The sequence below is a fragment of the Polymorphospora sp. NPDC051019 genome (genome assembly GCF_040683055.1).
Taxonomy (GTDB): domain Bacteria; phylum Actinomycetota; class Actinomycetes; order Mycobacteriales; family Micromonosporaceae; genus Polymorphospora; species Polymorphospora lycopeni.
This window is the reverse complement of record NZ_JBFBCH010000031.1, coordinates 21,412-36,994: the sequence shown is the minus strand read 5'-3', so window position 1 is coordinate 36,994 and position 15,583 is coordinate 21,412. Positions and strand designations below refer to the sequence as shown.

General features: G+C 72.3%; 11 protein-coding genes. 10 read left to right on the top strand and 1 reads right to left on the bottom strand.

What is annotated here, in order from left to right; translation table 11 throughout:
• Positions 1-2: 2 nt before the first annotated feature.
• The 10 genes from AB0M79_RS33485 to AB0M79_RS33440 all read left to right on the top strand — a co-directional run bounded on the left by AB0M79_RS33485 (position 3) and on the right by AB0M79_RS33440 (position 13,981).
• Complete coding sequence (locus tag AB0M79_RS33485; protein WP_364221862.1) at positions 3-1,184, top strand: AAA family ATPase; 1,182 nt, start codon at positions 3-5, stop codon at positions 1,182-1,184.
• Positions 1,181-4,765 (top strand): DUF5682 family protein, encoded by a 3,585-nt coding sequence (locus tag AB0M79_RS33480; protein ID WP_364221859.1) that lies wholly within the window; start codon positions 1,181-1,183, stop codon positions 4,763-4,765. The genes AB0M79_RS33485 and AB0M79_RS33480 overlap by 4 nt, the downstream gene beginning before the upstream one ends.
• Positions 4,762-6,681, top strand: a complete 1,920-nt coding sequence (locus AB0M79_RS33475; RefSeq protein WP_364221856.1) for a hypothetical protein — start codon at positions 4,762-4,764, stop codon at positions 6,679-6,681. Before AB0M79_RS33480 ends, AB0M79_RS33475 begins: the two co-directional genes overlap by 4 nt.
• A gap of 484 nt (positions 6,682-7,165) precedes the next feature.
• On the top strand, positions 7,166-8,083 hold the full coding sequence (locus AB0M79_RS33470) for a putative sugar O-methyltransferase (protein WP_364221853.1): 918 nt from the start codon (positions 7,166-7,168) through the stop codon (positions 8,081-8,083).
• Positions 8,080-9,072, top strand: a complete 993-nt coding sequence (locus tag AB0M79_RS33465; RefSeq protein WP_364221850.1) for an NAD-dependent epimerase/dehydratase family protein — start codon at positions 8,080-8,082, stop codon at positions 9,070-9,072. The genes AB0M79_RS33470 and AB0M79_RS33465 overlap by 4 nt, the downstream gene beginning before the upstream one ends.
• 75 nt (positions 9,073-9,147) lie before the next feature.
• Positions 9,148-9,558, top strand: a complete 411-nt coding sequence (locus AB0M79_RS33460; RefSeq protein WP_364221847.1) for a LuxR C-terminal-related transcriptional regulator — start codon at positions 9,148-9,150, stop codon at positions 9,556-9,558.
• A 217-nt stretch (positions 9,559-9,775) separates the two neighbouring features.
• Complete coding sequence (locus AB0M79_RS33455; protein WP_364221844.1) at positions 9,776-11,035, top strand: acyl-CoA dehydrogenase family protein; 1,260 nt, start codon at positions 9,776-9,778, stop codon at positions 11,033-11,035.
• Entirely contained in the window at positions 11,004-12,125 is a 1,122-nt protein-coding gene (locus AB0M79_RS33450) for a DegT/DnrJ/EryC1/StrS family aminotransferase (RefSeq protein ID WP_364221841.1), read from the top strand. The genes AB0M79_RS33455 and AB0M79_RS33450 overlap by 32 nt, the downstream gene beginning before the upstream one ends.
• Before the next feature lie 8 nt (positions 12,126-12,133).
• Positions 12,134-13,375 carry a class I SAM-dependent methyltransferase gene (locus tag AB0M79_RS33445; RefSeq protein ID WP_364221838.1) on the top strand — a complete coding sequence of 414 codons (1,242 nt, stop codon included), beginning with the start codon at positions 12,134-12,136 and terminating at the stop codon, positions 13,373-13,375.
• Positions 13,376-13,378: 3 nt separating this feature from the next.
• A complete protein-coding gene (locus AB0M79_RS33440) occupies positions 13,379-13,981 on the top strand; it encodes a dTDP-4-dehydrorhamnose 3,5-epimerase family protein (protein WP_364221835.1) in 603 nt (200 codons plus the stop codon).
• Between the two features lie 11 nt (positions 13,982-13,992).
• Here AB0M79_RS33440 and AB0M79_RS33435 read toward each other — a convergent pair whose 3' ends face one another.
• Positions 13,993-15,579 (bottom strand): NDP-hexose 2,3-dehydratase family protein, encoded by a 1,587-nt coding sequence (locus tag AB0M79_RS33435; RefSeq protein ID WP_364221832.1) that lies wholly within the window; start codon positions 15,577-15,579, stop codon positions 13,993-13,995.
• Positions 15,580-15,583 lie beyond the last annotated feature (4 nt).

Here is a 15,583-nt window from a genome sequence, read left to right as displayed (position 1 = left end):
AAGTGACCGTGACGGAACACGTCCGCCCGCCGGAGACCGCCGCCCAGGTCCTTTCGGCCGAACAACGTTACGCCGACGAGTTGGTCTTCCTGGCCGCGTACGACGACGGGGCCCGGCCACCGGGCTGGGCGCTGACCCCGCGTGCCGTGGTCACCTTCATCCGGGGCAGCGACGGCGAGGCGTTGAAGCTGCCCGCCGGCCGGCGCACCGGCCCGGACGGCACCGAACTGCCGGCCAGCATGACCATCTCGCCGAAGTTCGTCGGTGAGCGGAGCCTGGTCGAGCGGTGCGTGGTCACCCTCGCCGGCGAGCGGGGCCTGTTGCTGGTCGGCGAGCCCGGAACCGCCAAGTCCATGCTGTCCGAGCTGCTGGCCGCCGCGGTCTGCGGCACCAGCGCGCTGACGGTGCAGGGCACCGCCGGCACCACCGAGGACGCCTTCCGGTACGGCTGGAACTACGCACTGCTGCTCGCCCAGGGGCCGACCCCGCAGGCGCTGGTCGACTCGCCGGTGCTGACCGCGATGCGCACCGGCCGGGTGGCCCGGATCGAGGAGGTCACCCGCTGCCTGCCCGAGGTGCAGGACGCGCTGGTGTCGATCCTGTCCGACCGGCGGATGAACGTGCCGGAGCTGGCCGGCACCGGCGACGGCCTGATCCGGGCGGTGCCCGGGTTCACCGTGATCGCGACCGCCAACCTGCGGGACCGGGGCGTGTCGGAGATGTCCTCGGCGCTGAAGCGCCGGTTCAACTTCGAGACGATCCACCCGATCGCGGACGCGGACACCGAGACCGACCTGGTCCGCCGGCAGGCCACCGCCGCCGTGCAGCGCGCCGGCGCGACGTACGCGGTGGACGACTCGGTCCTGGACGCCCTGGTCACCGTGTTCCGCGACCTGCGTTCCGGCCGATCGGGCGAGGGCTGGGACGTGGAACGGCCCGGCACGGCGATGTCGACCGCCGAGGCGGTGCAGGTGACGGTGTCGCTCGGTCTGGCCGCCGCGTACCTGCCCGGCGGGGACGCGCTCGACCTGGTGCCCGGGCACCTGCTCGGCGTGGTACGCAAGGACGACGAGAACGACCACGCCCGGCTGCTCGGCTACTGGGACGGCCCGGTCCGCCGCCGCGCCGAGGACGGCTCGGCGATGTGGCGCCGGCTCTGGGACCTGCGGGAGAGCCTGCGGTGACGACCCTGTCCAGCACGGCGACCGACACGGCCCCGCCGACCGCCGACCCGGTGGCGGCCAGCCCGTCGACGGCCCCGCCGACGACGGCCGACCCGCGAGCCGTCGTCGACGCCCTCGCCGGTTCGGTCCGGCCCTACCTGATCGGGGTGCGGCATCACAGCCCGGCTCTGGCCGCGGTGGTTCCGGCACTGCTGGACGCCGCCGGCGCCGAGGTCGTCTGCATCGAACTGCCGGCCGACTTCCAGCGCTGGCTGCCGTACCTGTCCGACCCGGCCGCGAAGGCTCCGCTGGCCCTGGTCGGCAGCCACGGCGCGGACGGGCCGATGGGCTTCTACCCGTTCGCCGACTTCTCCCCGGAACTGGCCGCGATCCGCTGGGCCCGGCAGCGCGGCGTCGAGGTCGTCTGCTGCGACCTGCCGCTGGCCGACCCCGGCTGGACCGCCGACACCACCGACCCGGACGCCGGTGAACCACTGCCCGGCCCGCGCCGGTCCTACGCCGCCGCGCTCAGCGCCAGCGGCACCGGCCGCGACGGCGACGACCTGTGGGACCGGGTGGTCGAGGTCCGCGCCCCCGGCTGCCCGCCCGAGGCGGTCCGCCGGGCCGCCCTCGGCATCGGCTGGGCGATGCGTACCGACAACGCCGGCGGCGACGGCGTACCGGCCCGGGACCTGGCCCGCGAGCGGCACATGCGCCAGGTGCTGGCACAGGCCGGCGCGGACGGCCGGCGGGTCGCCGCCGTCATCGGCGCCTTCCACGCCCCGGCCCTGCTGGCCGCCCCGGACCGTCCGGACCGGTCCGGGCCGGACACCACCGATGGCGGTACCCCGGCGACCACCTCGCTGGTGCCGTACGCGTTCGACCTGCTCGACTCCCGCTCCGGCTACCCGGCCGGAATCCGCGACCCGCGCTGGCAGCAGCTCGTCCTCACCGCCGCCGGCGACCCGGAACTGATCCGGGCCGCCGCCGCCCGGGCGGTCACCGACCTGTGCCGGGAACTCCGCCGGGCCGGGCACACCGCCGGCACCGGTGAGGCCGCCGAGACCGTGCGGCTCGCCGACGACCTGGCCCGGCTGCGGGACCTGCCCGCCCCCGGCCGGGGCGAGGTGCTGGAGGCGGTGACCACCGTGCTCGGCCAGGGTGAACTGCTCGGCCGGGGCCGGGCACTGGCCAAGGCGCTGGAAACCGTGCTGGTCGGCGCCGAACGGGGCCGGATCGCCCCCGGTACGCCCCGGTCCGGGCTCGGCCCCGCCGTCGAGGCGGAACTCGGCGGGCTCCGGCTGCCCAACCCGGACAGCCCCAAGTCCCGCGAGGTCCGGCTGGACCCGCTGCGTACCGAGTTGGACGGACGCAGAGAGATCCTGCTGCAACGCCTCCAGGTCTGCGGCGTCGGCTACGGGGAGCCGATCGCGGTCTCCGGCACCGGCGACGGTGCCGCCCTGACCACCCGCTGGCAACTGGCCTGGACGCCGTCGGTGGCGGCGCGGCTGGACCTGGTCGGCGTACGCGGGGTGACCGCGGCGCTGGCCGCGGCCGGCACCCTGCGGGAGCGGTTCCGCCGGGAGGCCGCCGAGGGCGGCCCCACCGGCGCACAGCTCCTCACCGGGCTACGCGACGCCGCCCGGTGCGACCTGCCCGAGCTGGTCACCGACCGGCTCGAGCTGGCCGCCGCGGTGCTGCCGGGCACCGGTACGCTGCCCGAACTGCTGGCCGCACTCGACCTGCTGGAGGCGCTGCGCCGGGAACACCTGCCCGGCACCACGGTCGACGGCCGGGCCCGGGCGGCCGAGCTGGCCGTCGTGCTGCTGGACGCGGCGGTCCGCGGGCTGCCCGGCCTGGCCGGCAGCGACACCGCGGCCGACGCGGCCGCGCTGGTCGACCTCGCGGTCCGGGCCGGCGAGGAACGGATCGGCCTACGCCTGGACGAGGCGCTCGACCACCTGGCCCGGGCCGGTTCGCCGCTGATCCAGGGCGCCGCCCTGGCCGCCCGGGTGCTGCTCGAACTGACCGGCCCGGAAACCCTGGGCAGCCGGGTGGCCGGCTGGATCGACGCGGCGACCGGACCGGACACCCGGCGACACCTGCGCCGGCTGCTCGGTGGTCTGCTCACCGCGGCACACCCGCTGCTGCAGTCCGCCCCGGCCGCGCTGAACCCGCTGCTGGAGCGGATCGAGAGGCTCACCGACGCCGACTTCCTGGACCGGCTGCCGGCGCTGCGTGGCGGCTTCGACGTGCTCACCCCGGCGGCCCGGGACCGGATGCTGCACACCGTCGGCGAACGGCTCGGCGACCGGCTCGATCTGACCCTGTCCGCCCCGCCCGAGCTGCTGGCCTCCTGGGCCGCCGCCGACGCGGCCGGCCGGGCCGCCCTGGCCACCCGCCACATCCCGATCCCGGACCCGTCGACGACCGACCCGCGAGCCGTGGTCGACGCCGGTTCCGCGGCCGGGCCGGACACGCCGACCGCCCGGATCGCCCCCAGGGACCGGTGGCGGCTGCTGCTCGGCCGCCAACCCGACCGGTTGCCGGCCGACGCCCGCCGCTACGCCCGCGCCCTGGACGAGCTCTACGGGGCGGGGCAGGGCGAGGGCGCCACCGACCTCGGCCAGGCGGCCGGTGGCGGCCAGGAAGCCTCCTTCCCGACCGCCCGCGAGTGGGCCGACGAACTCGAGGCGCTGTTCGGCACCGCGGTACGCGAGGAGGTCATCGCCCGGGCGGCCGAGAACGGCCGTACCGACGTGCTCACCGAACTGGACCCGGCGGCCGTACGCCCCTCGATGGAACTGCTGACCTCGGTGCTGTCGCTGGCCGGTGGCCTGCCCGAGGCGCAGCTGGCCAAGCTACGGCCACTGGTCCGGCGGCTGGTCGAGGAGCTGACCAGACAGTTGGCCACCCAGATGCGGCCGGCGCTGACCGGGCTGACCAACCCGCGTCCGTCCCGCCGTCCCGGCGGCCGGATCAACCTCGCCCGTACGCTGCGGGCGAACCTGGCGCACACCCAGCGGCTCGGCGACGGGCGGACGGTGGTGGTGCCGGAACGCCCGGTCTTCAACACCCGCACCCGCACCGAAGCCGACTGGCGGCTGGTGCTGGTCGTCGACGTGTCCGGCTCGATGGAGGCGTCGGTGGTGTGGTCGGCGTTGACCGCCGCCGTACTGGCCGGGGTGCCCACCCTGTCCACCCACTTCCTCGCCTTCTCCACCGAGGTGGTCGACCTGACCGACCGGGTCGACGACCCGCTGTCGCTGCTGCTCGAGGTGCGCGTCGGTGGCGGCACCCACATCGCCGCCGCACTGGCCCACGCCCGCTCGCTGGTGACCGTGCCGAGCCGCACCATCGTCGCCGTCGTCAGCGACTTCGAGGAGGGCTACCCGCTGGCCGGCCTGCTCGGCGAGGTCCGCACGCTGGCCGGTTCCGGCCTGCATCTGCTCGGCTGCGCCGCGCTGGACGACAGGGGAGTGCCCTGCTACTCGGTACCGGTCGCCGAGCAGCTCGCCGCGGCCGGGATGCCGATCGCCGCTCTCAGCCCGCTCGAACTCGCCCGCTGGGTGGGCGACCGCATCCGCGGAGGATCACGTTGACGGACCGTACAGCCACCGCCGTGGACACCGACCGGTTGCCGCCGGTGCTGCCCGGGGTGGCAGCCGCCGCGGTGGCGGCCCTGCCACCCCGGCTGCACAAGCGCCTGGACGCCACCGTCGAACGACTGGCCGGCGTACCGGTCGGCCGGGTCGACGGCGGCGTGTCGGTCGACTGCGGCCCCGAGGCACTGGTCACGCTGACCCCCGGACCGACCGGCGCGGTCACCGATCCGGACCAGGCGCGGTGCAGTTGCCTGTTGACGCCCCGCTGCCTGCACCGGACCGCGGTCCTGGTCGCCTGCCCGGTCGCCGACCGGGCCACCCACCCCGATCCGGCGTCCACCTCCGCTGGACCGTCGACTTCGGACAGCGCCGGTGCGGCCACCGGCCGGACCCGGCGGACCGGGAAGACGGCGGGCGCGGCCGCCGGGCGGAACACGGCACCGACGAAGGCGCAACGGGCCGCCGCCGAGGCGCTGTGGCGGGCGGCCGCCGCGGTCCTCGCGGCCGGCGTGCCCGCCGCCGGCGCCGTCCCCCAGGCCGAACTGTTGCGGGCCGCCCACGGCGCCCGGCTGGCCGGCCTGCCACGCGCGGAGAGCGCCGCGCTGCGCGCCGTACGCGGCCTGCGCGCGCACCGGGAACGACAGACCGGCCACCGGCTCGCCGACCTGGTCGAGGTGCTGCACGACCTGCTGTACGTCGCCGGCCGGCTCGCCGCCGGCGACCCCGATCCGGCGCTGGTCGGCATCCTCCGGCGGGCCTACCAGCCGGACGGCACCCTGGACGTGTACGGCGTCTGCCGGGAACCGGTGATCAGCGCGACCGGGTACGCCGGGGTGGTCACCCACCTGGTCGCCGCCGACGGGCGCCGGCTCTCCTTCGGCGACGTGAAACCGGGCGGCCCGGACCGGGCACAGGACTGCGCCCGGGCGGTCACCGAGATGGGCGCGGTCGCGGTCAACCACGCCGTGCTGGCCCGTGGCGGCCTGCGGATCACCGGTACCACCGTCGCCCCGGACGGCCGGCTCGGTGCCGGCAAGGGGGTCCGGGCCACCCCGATCCCCGGCACGGACTGGTCCGCCGGACCGCTGGCGGACCTGTTCGCCCGCCCGCTCGCCGAGGTGGTCACCGCCCAACTCGCCGCCGACGACCCGGAGGATCCGGCCCGGGCCGGGACCGCGCTCATCGGCTGCGACCTGATGGTGGTCGGTGCCGCCGGCGACCAGTTGCTGGCCCGCGAACTGGCCCCCGCCACCGACGCCGGACCGGACCGGGCACCGGTGCCGGACGGGCCGGTGATCCGGCTGGTGCCGGCCAACTCCCACCCGGTGCTGGCCCACGTGGCCAACCTGCGGCGACTCGCGTCCCGGCCGGGCCTGCGGATCCGGGTGGTCGGCCGGCTCGACCCGGACCGGGCCAGCACGCTGCACCCGCTCGTGGTCGGCCCGGTGCCCGGTGCCGCCGGGACGCTGCGGCTGCCACCGGACTGGCACGGCCGGGCGGATCTCGGTTACGACGAGCTCCAGGGCGGCCACCTGCCGCCGCGCGACCCGGCCGCGATGGCCGAACCGGTACTCGCCGTCGGCGCCGACACGGTCGCGGAGTCCCCGCTGTGGCGGGTCCGCCGGCTGGTGGAGTTGGCCGTCTCCGGCGGTCGCCGCGCCGTCGCCGAGGCGGCCCGCGGCGACGCCGCCGGGCTGGCCGGTCCGCTGCGCCGTGCCGGCTTCACCACCGCCGCCGCGGTGGCCACCGCGCTCGCCGACGAGTCCGCCCGGGGCGGCCGGGACGCGTTCGGCCGGCGTACCGACCCCGACCCGGACCGGTACGCCTGGGCCTGGCTCGCCGTGACCGCCCACCTCGCCGCGGCCGAGCGGGAGCTGATCCGGTCCTCATGGACCGTCCCATCCGCAGGCTGACCAGTCGGAGTCCGGGGTGATCGAGGTCGGGGTGGTGACCCGGGGCCGGGTGGTCGCGGCGTGACACGGACCAGCTACGCCGCGGCGCCCGCCCGAGGTTCGGGCGGGCGCCGCCCCTCCGGTTGCTCAGCGGCCGCCAAATCAATCGCCTACCCATCAGTCCCGGTCAGCGACCTCCCACGTCACAGGCCGCGTGCCCGGGAGACCGGCCCGACCCGATCCGGCGACGAGTCGTACCAGCGGTCGACGGTGGCTCCGTCGGCGTCGAGCCGCACCCGGACGGGTTGAACCCGTGTCCCTCCAGGCCCCCTGCCGGTCCGGCCGAACAGCTGTTCGCCGGGCTCGGTGGAAAGAGTAGGAGAACCGCTAGAGGAAAGTCTCGGTCGGTCACCGAGGCGGACCGACTCGGTAACGTGGCGTTCGGACGGCTGGTCCCGCACGGGCGTGGTCCCGGCCGGATTTCGATGATGGCGGGGAAGAGCCGATGGGTCACAGGTATGCCAGGAGCCCGCTCTGGGCGCATCACAACGAGACTCACGTGACGAGCGAGGCAGTCGCCGATCTTGCCGGATTCAAGTCCAACGGAGTCAATTTCAAGATCGCGCTTTGGGATCCGGCTCTCAACGGAGTCCGGTACCTCAAGACATTGATCTTCAATCTGAGTGCCGGCCTGAGCGACGCGAACCGTGCCAGGCTGCGCCGCATCGACAACCGGGACGTCGGGGATCCGATCACCGTCACGTATGGCGGCGACCGGGTCTGTCTCGACTATCTGCAGGCCGTTCTCGAACTGGAGTTCATCGCCGACCGGGTCACGCTGGACGGTGCGACGGTCCTCGAGATCGGTGGCGGGTACGGCCGCACCTGCCACACCATTCTGTCCAATCACGACCTCGACGCATACCACATCGTCGATCTGGAGAACTCTCTTCATCTCGCGCGTAATTATCTGGCAGCCGTGCTGACCGAGGGGCAACTGAAGAAGGTGCACTTCCACCCGACGGACGAGGTCGACGGCGCGCTGAGCGGCATGCGGTTCGATCTCTGTGTCAACATCGACTCGTTCGCCGAGATGAACCCGGAGACGGTCCGTGCCTATCTTGGCTTCGTCGCCGCCCACTGCCGCCACCTGTACGTGAAGAATCCGGTGGGCAAGTATCTGGACAAGAGCCTGGACGGACACTCGCAAGGCCGCGACGTGGTCGACCTGGCCCTGCGTACCGGGCCGTTGCGTGAGATCATCGACATCCACGACGACCGCGCGGTCGCGGCCCAGTCCCGGAGGTTCCTCGCCGCGTATCTCCCCGGCGACGAATGGACGTGCGTCGCGGAGGGCGCCACCGTCCCCTGGACGTACTACTGGCAGGCGATGTACCGGCGTACCGAGGAAAACGTGCCGTGATCACCCGGGCGGAACCCGGTGCCCGGCCGCTGATCGTCGTGTTGGGTGCCTCCGGCTTCATCGGTTCCGCGCTGCTGGCGGCTTTGGCGCCGTACCCGGTGGTCGTGCGCGCCGTGGCCCGCCGGCCGGTTGCACCCCCACGCGACGGGGTGGCCGTGTTCGAGGTGGTGACGGCGGACCTCACCGATCCGGGACGCCTGACGGCGGCGCTCTCGGGCGCGCACGCCGTGGTTCACCTGTTGCTGGACGCCGAGGGGTGGCGCGGGGTCGGAACGGATCCGGGTGCCGGTGTGACCGTCGGCGTGATGCGCCAGCTGGTGGAGGTGCTTCCGGCCAGATGTGGTGGCCACGGGCCGCCCGCCGTCGTCTTCGCGGGATCCGTCTCCCAGGTCGGTCCGCCGCCGTGGTTGCCGATCGACGGCAGCGAGCCCGATCGGCCCGCGACCGCCTACGACAGGCAGAAGCAGGCGGCCGAGGACGCGCTGAAGCAGGCGTCGGTCGCCGGCCTGCTGCACGGTGTATCCGTCCGCCTGCCCACGGTGTTCGGTCCGGTCGTCGCCGCCGGTACGGCCCGCGATCGCGGCGTGGTGTCGACGATGATCCGTCGTGCCCTCGCCGGCGAGTCGCTGACCATGTGGCACGACGGCCGGATCACGCGCGAACTGCTCTATGTGCACGATGTGGCGGCCGCTCTCGTGGCGGCGGTCGATCATGCGGATGTGCTTGCCGGCCGGCATTGGCCGGTCGGCCGGGGGAGGGGCGAGCCGCTCGGCGAGGTCTTCCACGCCATCGCCGCGCTGGTGGCGGAGCGGAGCGGGAGATCACCGGTGCCGGTGATCTGCGTGCCGCCGCCCGCGGACGCGCAGGGAACCGACTTCCACAGCATGGCCGTGGACCCGGCCGCGTTCTCGTCGATCACCGGGTGGCGGGCTGCGGTGCCACTGCGCGAAGGTCTGATGCGCACGGTGGCGGCGCTGGCCGGGTCGTGAGGTGGGGGCGCGGCCTCCGCCTGGTGTGGGCGGTTGCCCACTCAATGGGTGGCCGGTAAGATTCGACACTAGTCAATGCGGTCGATCGACATGTCGTTTGCGGGATTGGCATTCGCGCGCCATCGGAGTTCCGGCTGGTGCGGTCTGCCGCTGTGCGGTCGGGTGACGGAACGGGTCGGCGCGCTTGCCGCCCACTCATGCGAGAGATCCACAATGGAATGGGGGCGCGTTGTGAGTCTTGAGCTGCAGTTGTCCGAACTTGACGCGCAGATCATCGAGGGCATCGCCGCCGGCGAATGCACGATCCGTATCGCCAACAGGGTGTATCTCAGCCGTCAGGGAGTCGAATACCATGTCAGTAAGCTTCTGCGGCATCTTCGGGTCTCGAATCGCACGGCTCTCGTGGCCAAGGCCTACGCGCTCGGTATTCTCGCGGCCGGCACCTGGCCACCCGCGGTGACCAAAGCAGGCGATCGTCCCCGGTGAACGGCGAAATCCCAGGTGGACCGCGATGTGTCGGGTCCTCGACGCGCGCACCGGTGGTGAGCCTGGCGCGGCGTTCCGACGCATGGGCACGCCGTCCGGCGAAGGATTCTGTTCACCCCCGGAAACGGTGCGACAGGAGCGGAAGATGTCATCGGAGCGGACAATCTCAGGAGCGGTCGGGGACCTCGGAACACCGACGACGGCGGCCGGACACGCGGTGCTCGACGCACTTGGTGGATTGCTCCCCGGCATCGGCGCCACCGCGGCGGATCACGACCGAGCCGCCGCCTTTCCCGTCGCCACCTTCGCGGACTTCGCCAAGCTCGGCCTGATGGGCGCGACCGTGCCCGAGGAACTGGGCGGTCTCGGTGTCAGCAGCCTGTACGACGTCGCGGTGGCGCTCATGCGCCTCGCCGAGGCCGACGCCTCCACCGCACTGGCTCTGCATGTCCAGCTGAGCCGCGGGCTCACGCTGACCTACGAATGGCGGCACGGCACACCCGCCGTACGCATGCTCGCGGAGCGGCTGCTCCGACAGATGGCCTCCGGTGCGGCCGCCGTCTGTGGCGCGCTGAAAGACGCGCCGGGCGTGGTCACCCGGCTCACCCCGGACAGCGCCGGCGGCTGGCGGCTTTCCGGACGAAAGACGCTGGTCAGCATGGCGCCGATCGCCACCCACTTCTTCGTGCACGCGCAGAAGCGCGACGGCGCGGGAACGATCCTGCTGTCGGTGCCCGTCGTGCGCCGGGACAGCCCCGGTCTGACGGTGGAGCCGCACTGGGACGGGCTCGGTATGCGCGCGTCCGGAACCCTCGACGTCGCCTTCGACGACTGCCCGGTGGCCGCGGACGAGATTCTCGAGCGTGGGCAGGCGGGCGCGCACCGCGACGCCGTGCTGGCGGGACAGACGGTCAGCTCGATCACGATGCTGGGCATCTATGCCGGCATCGCCCAGGCGGCCCGCGACCTCGCCCTCGTGGCATGTCGCCGCCGGGGCACGCAGCCACCCGCCGGCGTACGGGCGCTGGTCACCGAGATCGACACCAACCTGTACCTGCTCCGGGCGGCGGTCGGGATGGCACTGGTCAACGCGGAGCATGCCTCGGAGCGTCTCACCGGCGATCCGGACGAGCGCGGGCGGCGGATGATGACGCCGTTCCAGCACGCCAAACTGGCCGTGAACCGGCTCGCCCCGGCCATCGTCGACGACTGCCTGACGCTGGTCGGCGGGTCGGCGTACACCGCTGACCACACGCTCGCCCGCCTCTACCGGGACGTACGCGCGGGCGGGTTCATGCAGCCGTACAGCTACATCGACGGCGTTGAGTACCTCAGTGGCCAGGCGCTGGGGGTTGAGCGGGACAACGACTACATGAGTGTCCGGGCGCTGCGTGCCTCGGCCACCCCCGCACAGGCGGCGGGCGACCTGATCCGGAGAGGGGATCATGACCATCCGAGTGTGGGGCTACCTTCATGAGTACGAGCAGGAGCGCGCGGACCTTCTCGACGCGGTGGAGACGGTGTTCGAGTCGGGAAACCTCGTGCTCGGAGCGAGTGTGCTGGGGTTCGAGGCGGAATACGCCGCCTACCACGGCGTAGGTCACTGCGTGACCGTCGACAACGGCACGAACGCGATCAAGGTGGCGCTGCAGGCTCTCGGGGTCGGGCCGGGTGACGAAGTGATCACTGTGTCGAACACCGCGGCGCCGACAGTCGTGGCGATCGATGCGGTGGGAGCCGTCCCCGTCTTCGTCGACGTGCGGGAACGTGACTACCTGATGGACGTCGACCAGGTCGGTGCCGCGATCACCCCGAACACCAAGGCACTGCTGCCCGTGCATCTCTACGGCCAGTGTGTGGAGATGGAGCCACTCGAGCGGCTCGCGCGGGAGCACGACCTGCTGATCCTCGAGGACTGTGCGCAGGCGCACGGCGCCCGCCACCACGGCCGGTTGGCCGGGACGATGGGCCACTCGGCCGCGTACTCCTTCTATCCCACCAAGGTCCTGGGCGCCTACGGCGACGGCGGCGCGGTGCTGACCGACGACGAGGCGGTCGACAAGCGGCTGCGGCGCCTGCGCTACTACGGGATGGACAAGGTCTACTACGTCGTGGAGACGCCCGGCCACAACAGCCGCCTGGACGAGGTGCAGGCCGAGATTCTGCGGCGCAAGCTCGGCCGGCTGGACGCCTACATCGCCGCGCGCCGCGCGGTGGCCGACCGGTACGCGGACGGTCTGGCCGACATCGCCGCGAAGACCGGGCTGACCCTGCCGTCCGTCAACGACGGCAACGACCACGTCTACTACGTCTACGTGGTGCGCCACCCGGAGCGGGACCGGATTCTGGACCGGCTGGCCGAGCATGACATCTCACTCAACATCAGCTATCCGTGGCCGGTGCACACCATGACGGGCTTCGCCCACCTCGGGTACGCCACCGGCGCGCTGCCGGTGACGGAACGGCTGGCCCGCGAGATCTTCTCCCTTCCGATGTACCCGTCACTGCCGGTGGACGTGCAGGACAAGGTCATCGCCACGCTGCGCGACGTGCTGACCGCACTCTAGGAGACACGATGACCGACGCGTCCCCCGCCGATCGACCGACGACCACCTGCCGGGCCTGTGGCAGGACCGTCGTGGGCTTTCTCGATCTCGGCCGCCAGCCACTGTCCGACCACTTCCTCACCGGTGCGGAGACTGCCGGGGAGTACTTCTTCCACCTGTCCGTGGGAGCCTGTCAGGGCTGCACCATGGTGCAGTTGATGGCCGAGGTTCCCCGCGAGCGCATGTTCCGCGAGGACTACCCCTACTATTCGTCCGGCTCGTCGGTGATGCAGAAGCACTTCACGGACACCGCACGAGAGCTGCTGGACGGCGAGGCGACCGGTCCGGACCCCTTCGTGGTGGAGATCGGTTGCAACGACGGCGTGCTGCTGCGAACCGTCCACGAGGCCGGCGTACGGCATCTGGGCTTCGAACCGTCGGGCAAGGTGGCTGACGTGGCGCGGTCCAAGGGCCTGCGGGTGCGAGGTGACTTCTTCGAGGAGGGCACCGCCCGCGAGATCCGCGCGTCGGACGGGCCCGCCGACGTGATATTCGCGGCCAACACGATCTGCCACATTCCCTACCTCGACTCGATCTTCGGTGGCGTCGACGCGTTGCTCGGCGAGGACGGCGTGTTCGTGTTCGAGGACCCGTACCTCGGTGACATCCTCGCCAAGACCTCCTTCGACCAGATCTACGACGAGCACTTCTTCCTCTTCTCGGCGCGGGCGGTGCAGACACTCGCCGCGCGGTTCGGCTTCGAACTGGTCGATGTGCGGCGGCTACCGGTGCACGGTGGCGAGGTCCGCTACACGATCGCCCGCGCCGGGCGGCGGGCCCCGTCCAGCCGGGTCGCCGAGCTGATCGCGGAGGAGGAGGTGACCGGCGTGGCCACCATGGCGAGACTGGAGCGGTTCGCCGCCGACGTACGCGCCGTCCGCGAGGACCTCGTCGCGCTGCTGACCAGGCTGAAGGCGGACGGCAAGCGGGTCGTGGGGTACGGCGCGACCGCCAAGAGCGCGACCGTGACCAACTTCTGCGGCATCGGGCCGGAGCTGGTCTCCTGGGTGACCGATACGACGCCCGCCAAGCAGGGCCGGCTGACTCCTGGCACGCACATCCCGGTGCGCCCCGCCGGCGAGCTCACCGCCGACTACGCGCTGCTCTTCGCGTGGAACCACGCCGACGAGATCATGGCCAAGGAGCAGGCGTTCCGCCGGGCCGGTGGCAAGTGGATCCTCTACGTTCCCCGCGTCCACGTCAGGGACTGAACGATGACCGCACGGGAGCTGGCGGTTACCGGCGCGATCGCCTTCGCGCCACGGGTCTTCCCGGACGAGCGGGGGGTCTTCGCCTCGCCGTACGTCGACTCGGTCCTCACCGCGGCGGTCGGGCATCCGTTGTTCCCGGTGCGGCAGACCAGCTACTCCGTCTCCCGCCGCGGCGTGCTGCGCGGCGTGCACTTCACCGCGACGCCGCCGGGCAGCGCGAAGCTGGTGTCGTGCCCGCGCGGGCGCGTGCTCGACATGGTCGTGGACCTCCGCGCCGGCTCGCCTACCTTCGGTCGCTTCGACAGCGTCGTCCTCGATGCACACGGCTTCGCCTCCGTCTACATCCCCGTCGGCGTCGGGCACGCGTTCGTGGCGCTCGAGGACGACAGCGTCATGTCGTATCTGCTGTCTCAGGAGTACGTGCCGGCCAACGAGCTGGCAGTGTCACCGACCGACCCGGCGCTCGGGCTCCCGATCCCGTACCCTGACCCGACCATGTCCGCGCGCGACCGGGTCGCGCCGACGCTCGGCGAGGCTCGGGCCGCCGGGCTGCTGCCGGACTACGACACAGCCCAGGAGATCGAGGCAGCCTTCCGCTGCTCGTGACCGTCTCCCGGTCACCACAGAGCATGTATGCAGGCCAGCAGGCTGCGCGCCTCGACATTCAGGTAGTAGCCGTGCCGCAGCAGCATGCTCAACTGGTGGACGGTCACCCAGCGGAATCCCTCGGGTTCCTCGGAAGGCACATCGTCGCCGGCCTCGACCACCATGTACCGGTTCTCGGTGTGGTAGAAACGCCCGCCCTCCTCGGCGAGGAGCGCGTCGAAAAGGACTCGCTGCGGCGGCGCGGTCAGTACCTGGTCGACGAACGGTGGCAGCGGTCCCGGCTGCGACTGCGGCACGCACTGCACCGTCGGCCCCATCTCCATCGCGTCGATGAGCCCGGCCTGGAACCGGGCCTGAACGAGCAGATGCGCGACGTCGTCGATCCGCTTGACGAGGAACGCGACCACCCCGCGCCCGTGCGGATACAGCAGCGGCTGGTTCCACCGGGTGACCTCGCGGTTGTCCATCCGGACGTCGACGCCCACGACGCTGAAGTGCCTGCCGTCCTCACGGACGATCTCCTGCGGGCGGTAGCGCCAGCCGGGCAGCCCGCGCAGCGGCACTCGCTCGGCCGTCAGCTCGTGACGGCACTTCGATCGGGTGAACCAGCTCAGCACGGACCGGTCGTCGTGCCGCACGGGGCCCCAGCCGCGCACGGAGCGGATCAGTGCCCCGGCCACGTCCTCGTCGAGCGGCTCCCCGCGAGAGCCGGGAAAGAACGTCGGCGGCAGGCAGGACAGCACCGTGCGGGCGTCCATGTTGACCAGCCCGTCCACCCGAAGCAGCCGCCGGAGTTCGTGCAGCGCCACCCAGCGGTGCTGGTCGGAGGCGGGTACGTCGTCACCCACCAGTACGACCATGTTGCGGTTCCGCTTGCGCAGGAACCACGATCCCTGCTCGGACTGCAGCACGTCGACCAGCACGCGTCCGGTGCCCGGATTGACAAAGTACTCGAGATACCTGGTGCGTGCTCCCCGATGGACGCGCGTGTAGTTGCTGCGGGTGGCCTGTACTGTCGGTGACAGTTGGAGCATCCGGCTGTTGCCCGGCTCGGCCTTTGCCTGGATGAGGCAATGCGGCACACCGTCGACCATCTTGACGAGCATGCCGAGGATGCCGATCTCCGGCTGGTTGATGACCGGCTGGTACCACTCGTCGACCGCGCCGTAGGTGGACCTGATGTGTAGGCCCTCGATGACGAAGAACCGGCCGCTGTCGTGTTTCAGGTCGCCGGTCGCCGGGTCGAACGACCATCCGCGCAGGCGATCCAACGGCACCCGGGTCACCTGGCACGACGTCGCCGCCGCCCGGTCGGTGAACCATGCCGCGAAGCCGTCGTCGACGCCGGCCGGCCACAACTCTTCCGGACGGGCCCGGGTGCGCGGCACGCCGGCGGTCACCATGGCCGCGCCATTCCGGTGAGAACATTCCGCGGGTTTTCGTTCCCTCTGCGGCGTACCATTCCGAATACCTCGTGTCCGGCTCGGAGAATCAGGATGTGAACGGATGAACGGCGCCTGCCTGGAATCGTGGGTCGGTGGCCTCGGCAGCGAAATGGTTGCCGCGCGCAGCGGCGTGCCGCCGGGCGTCGTCGGCATTCCG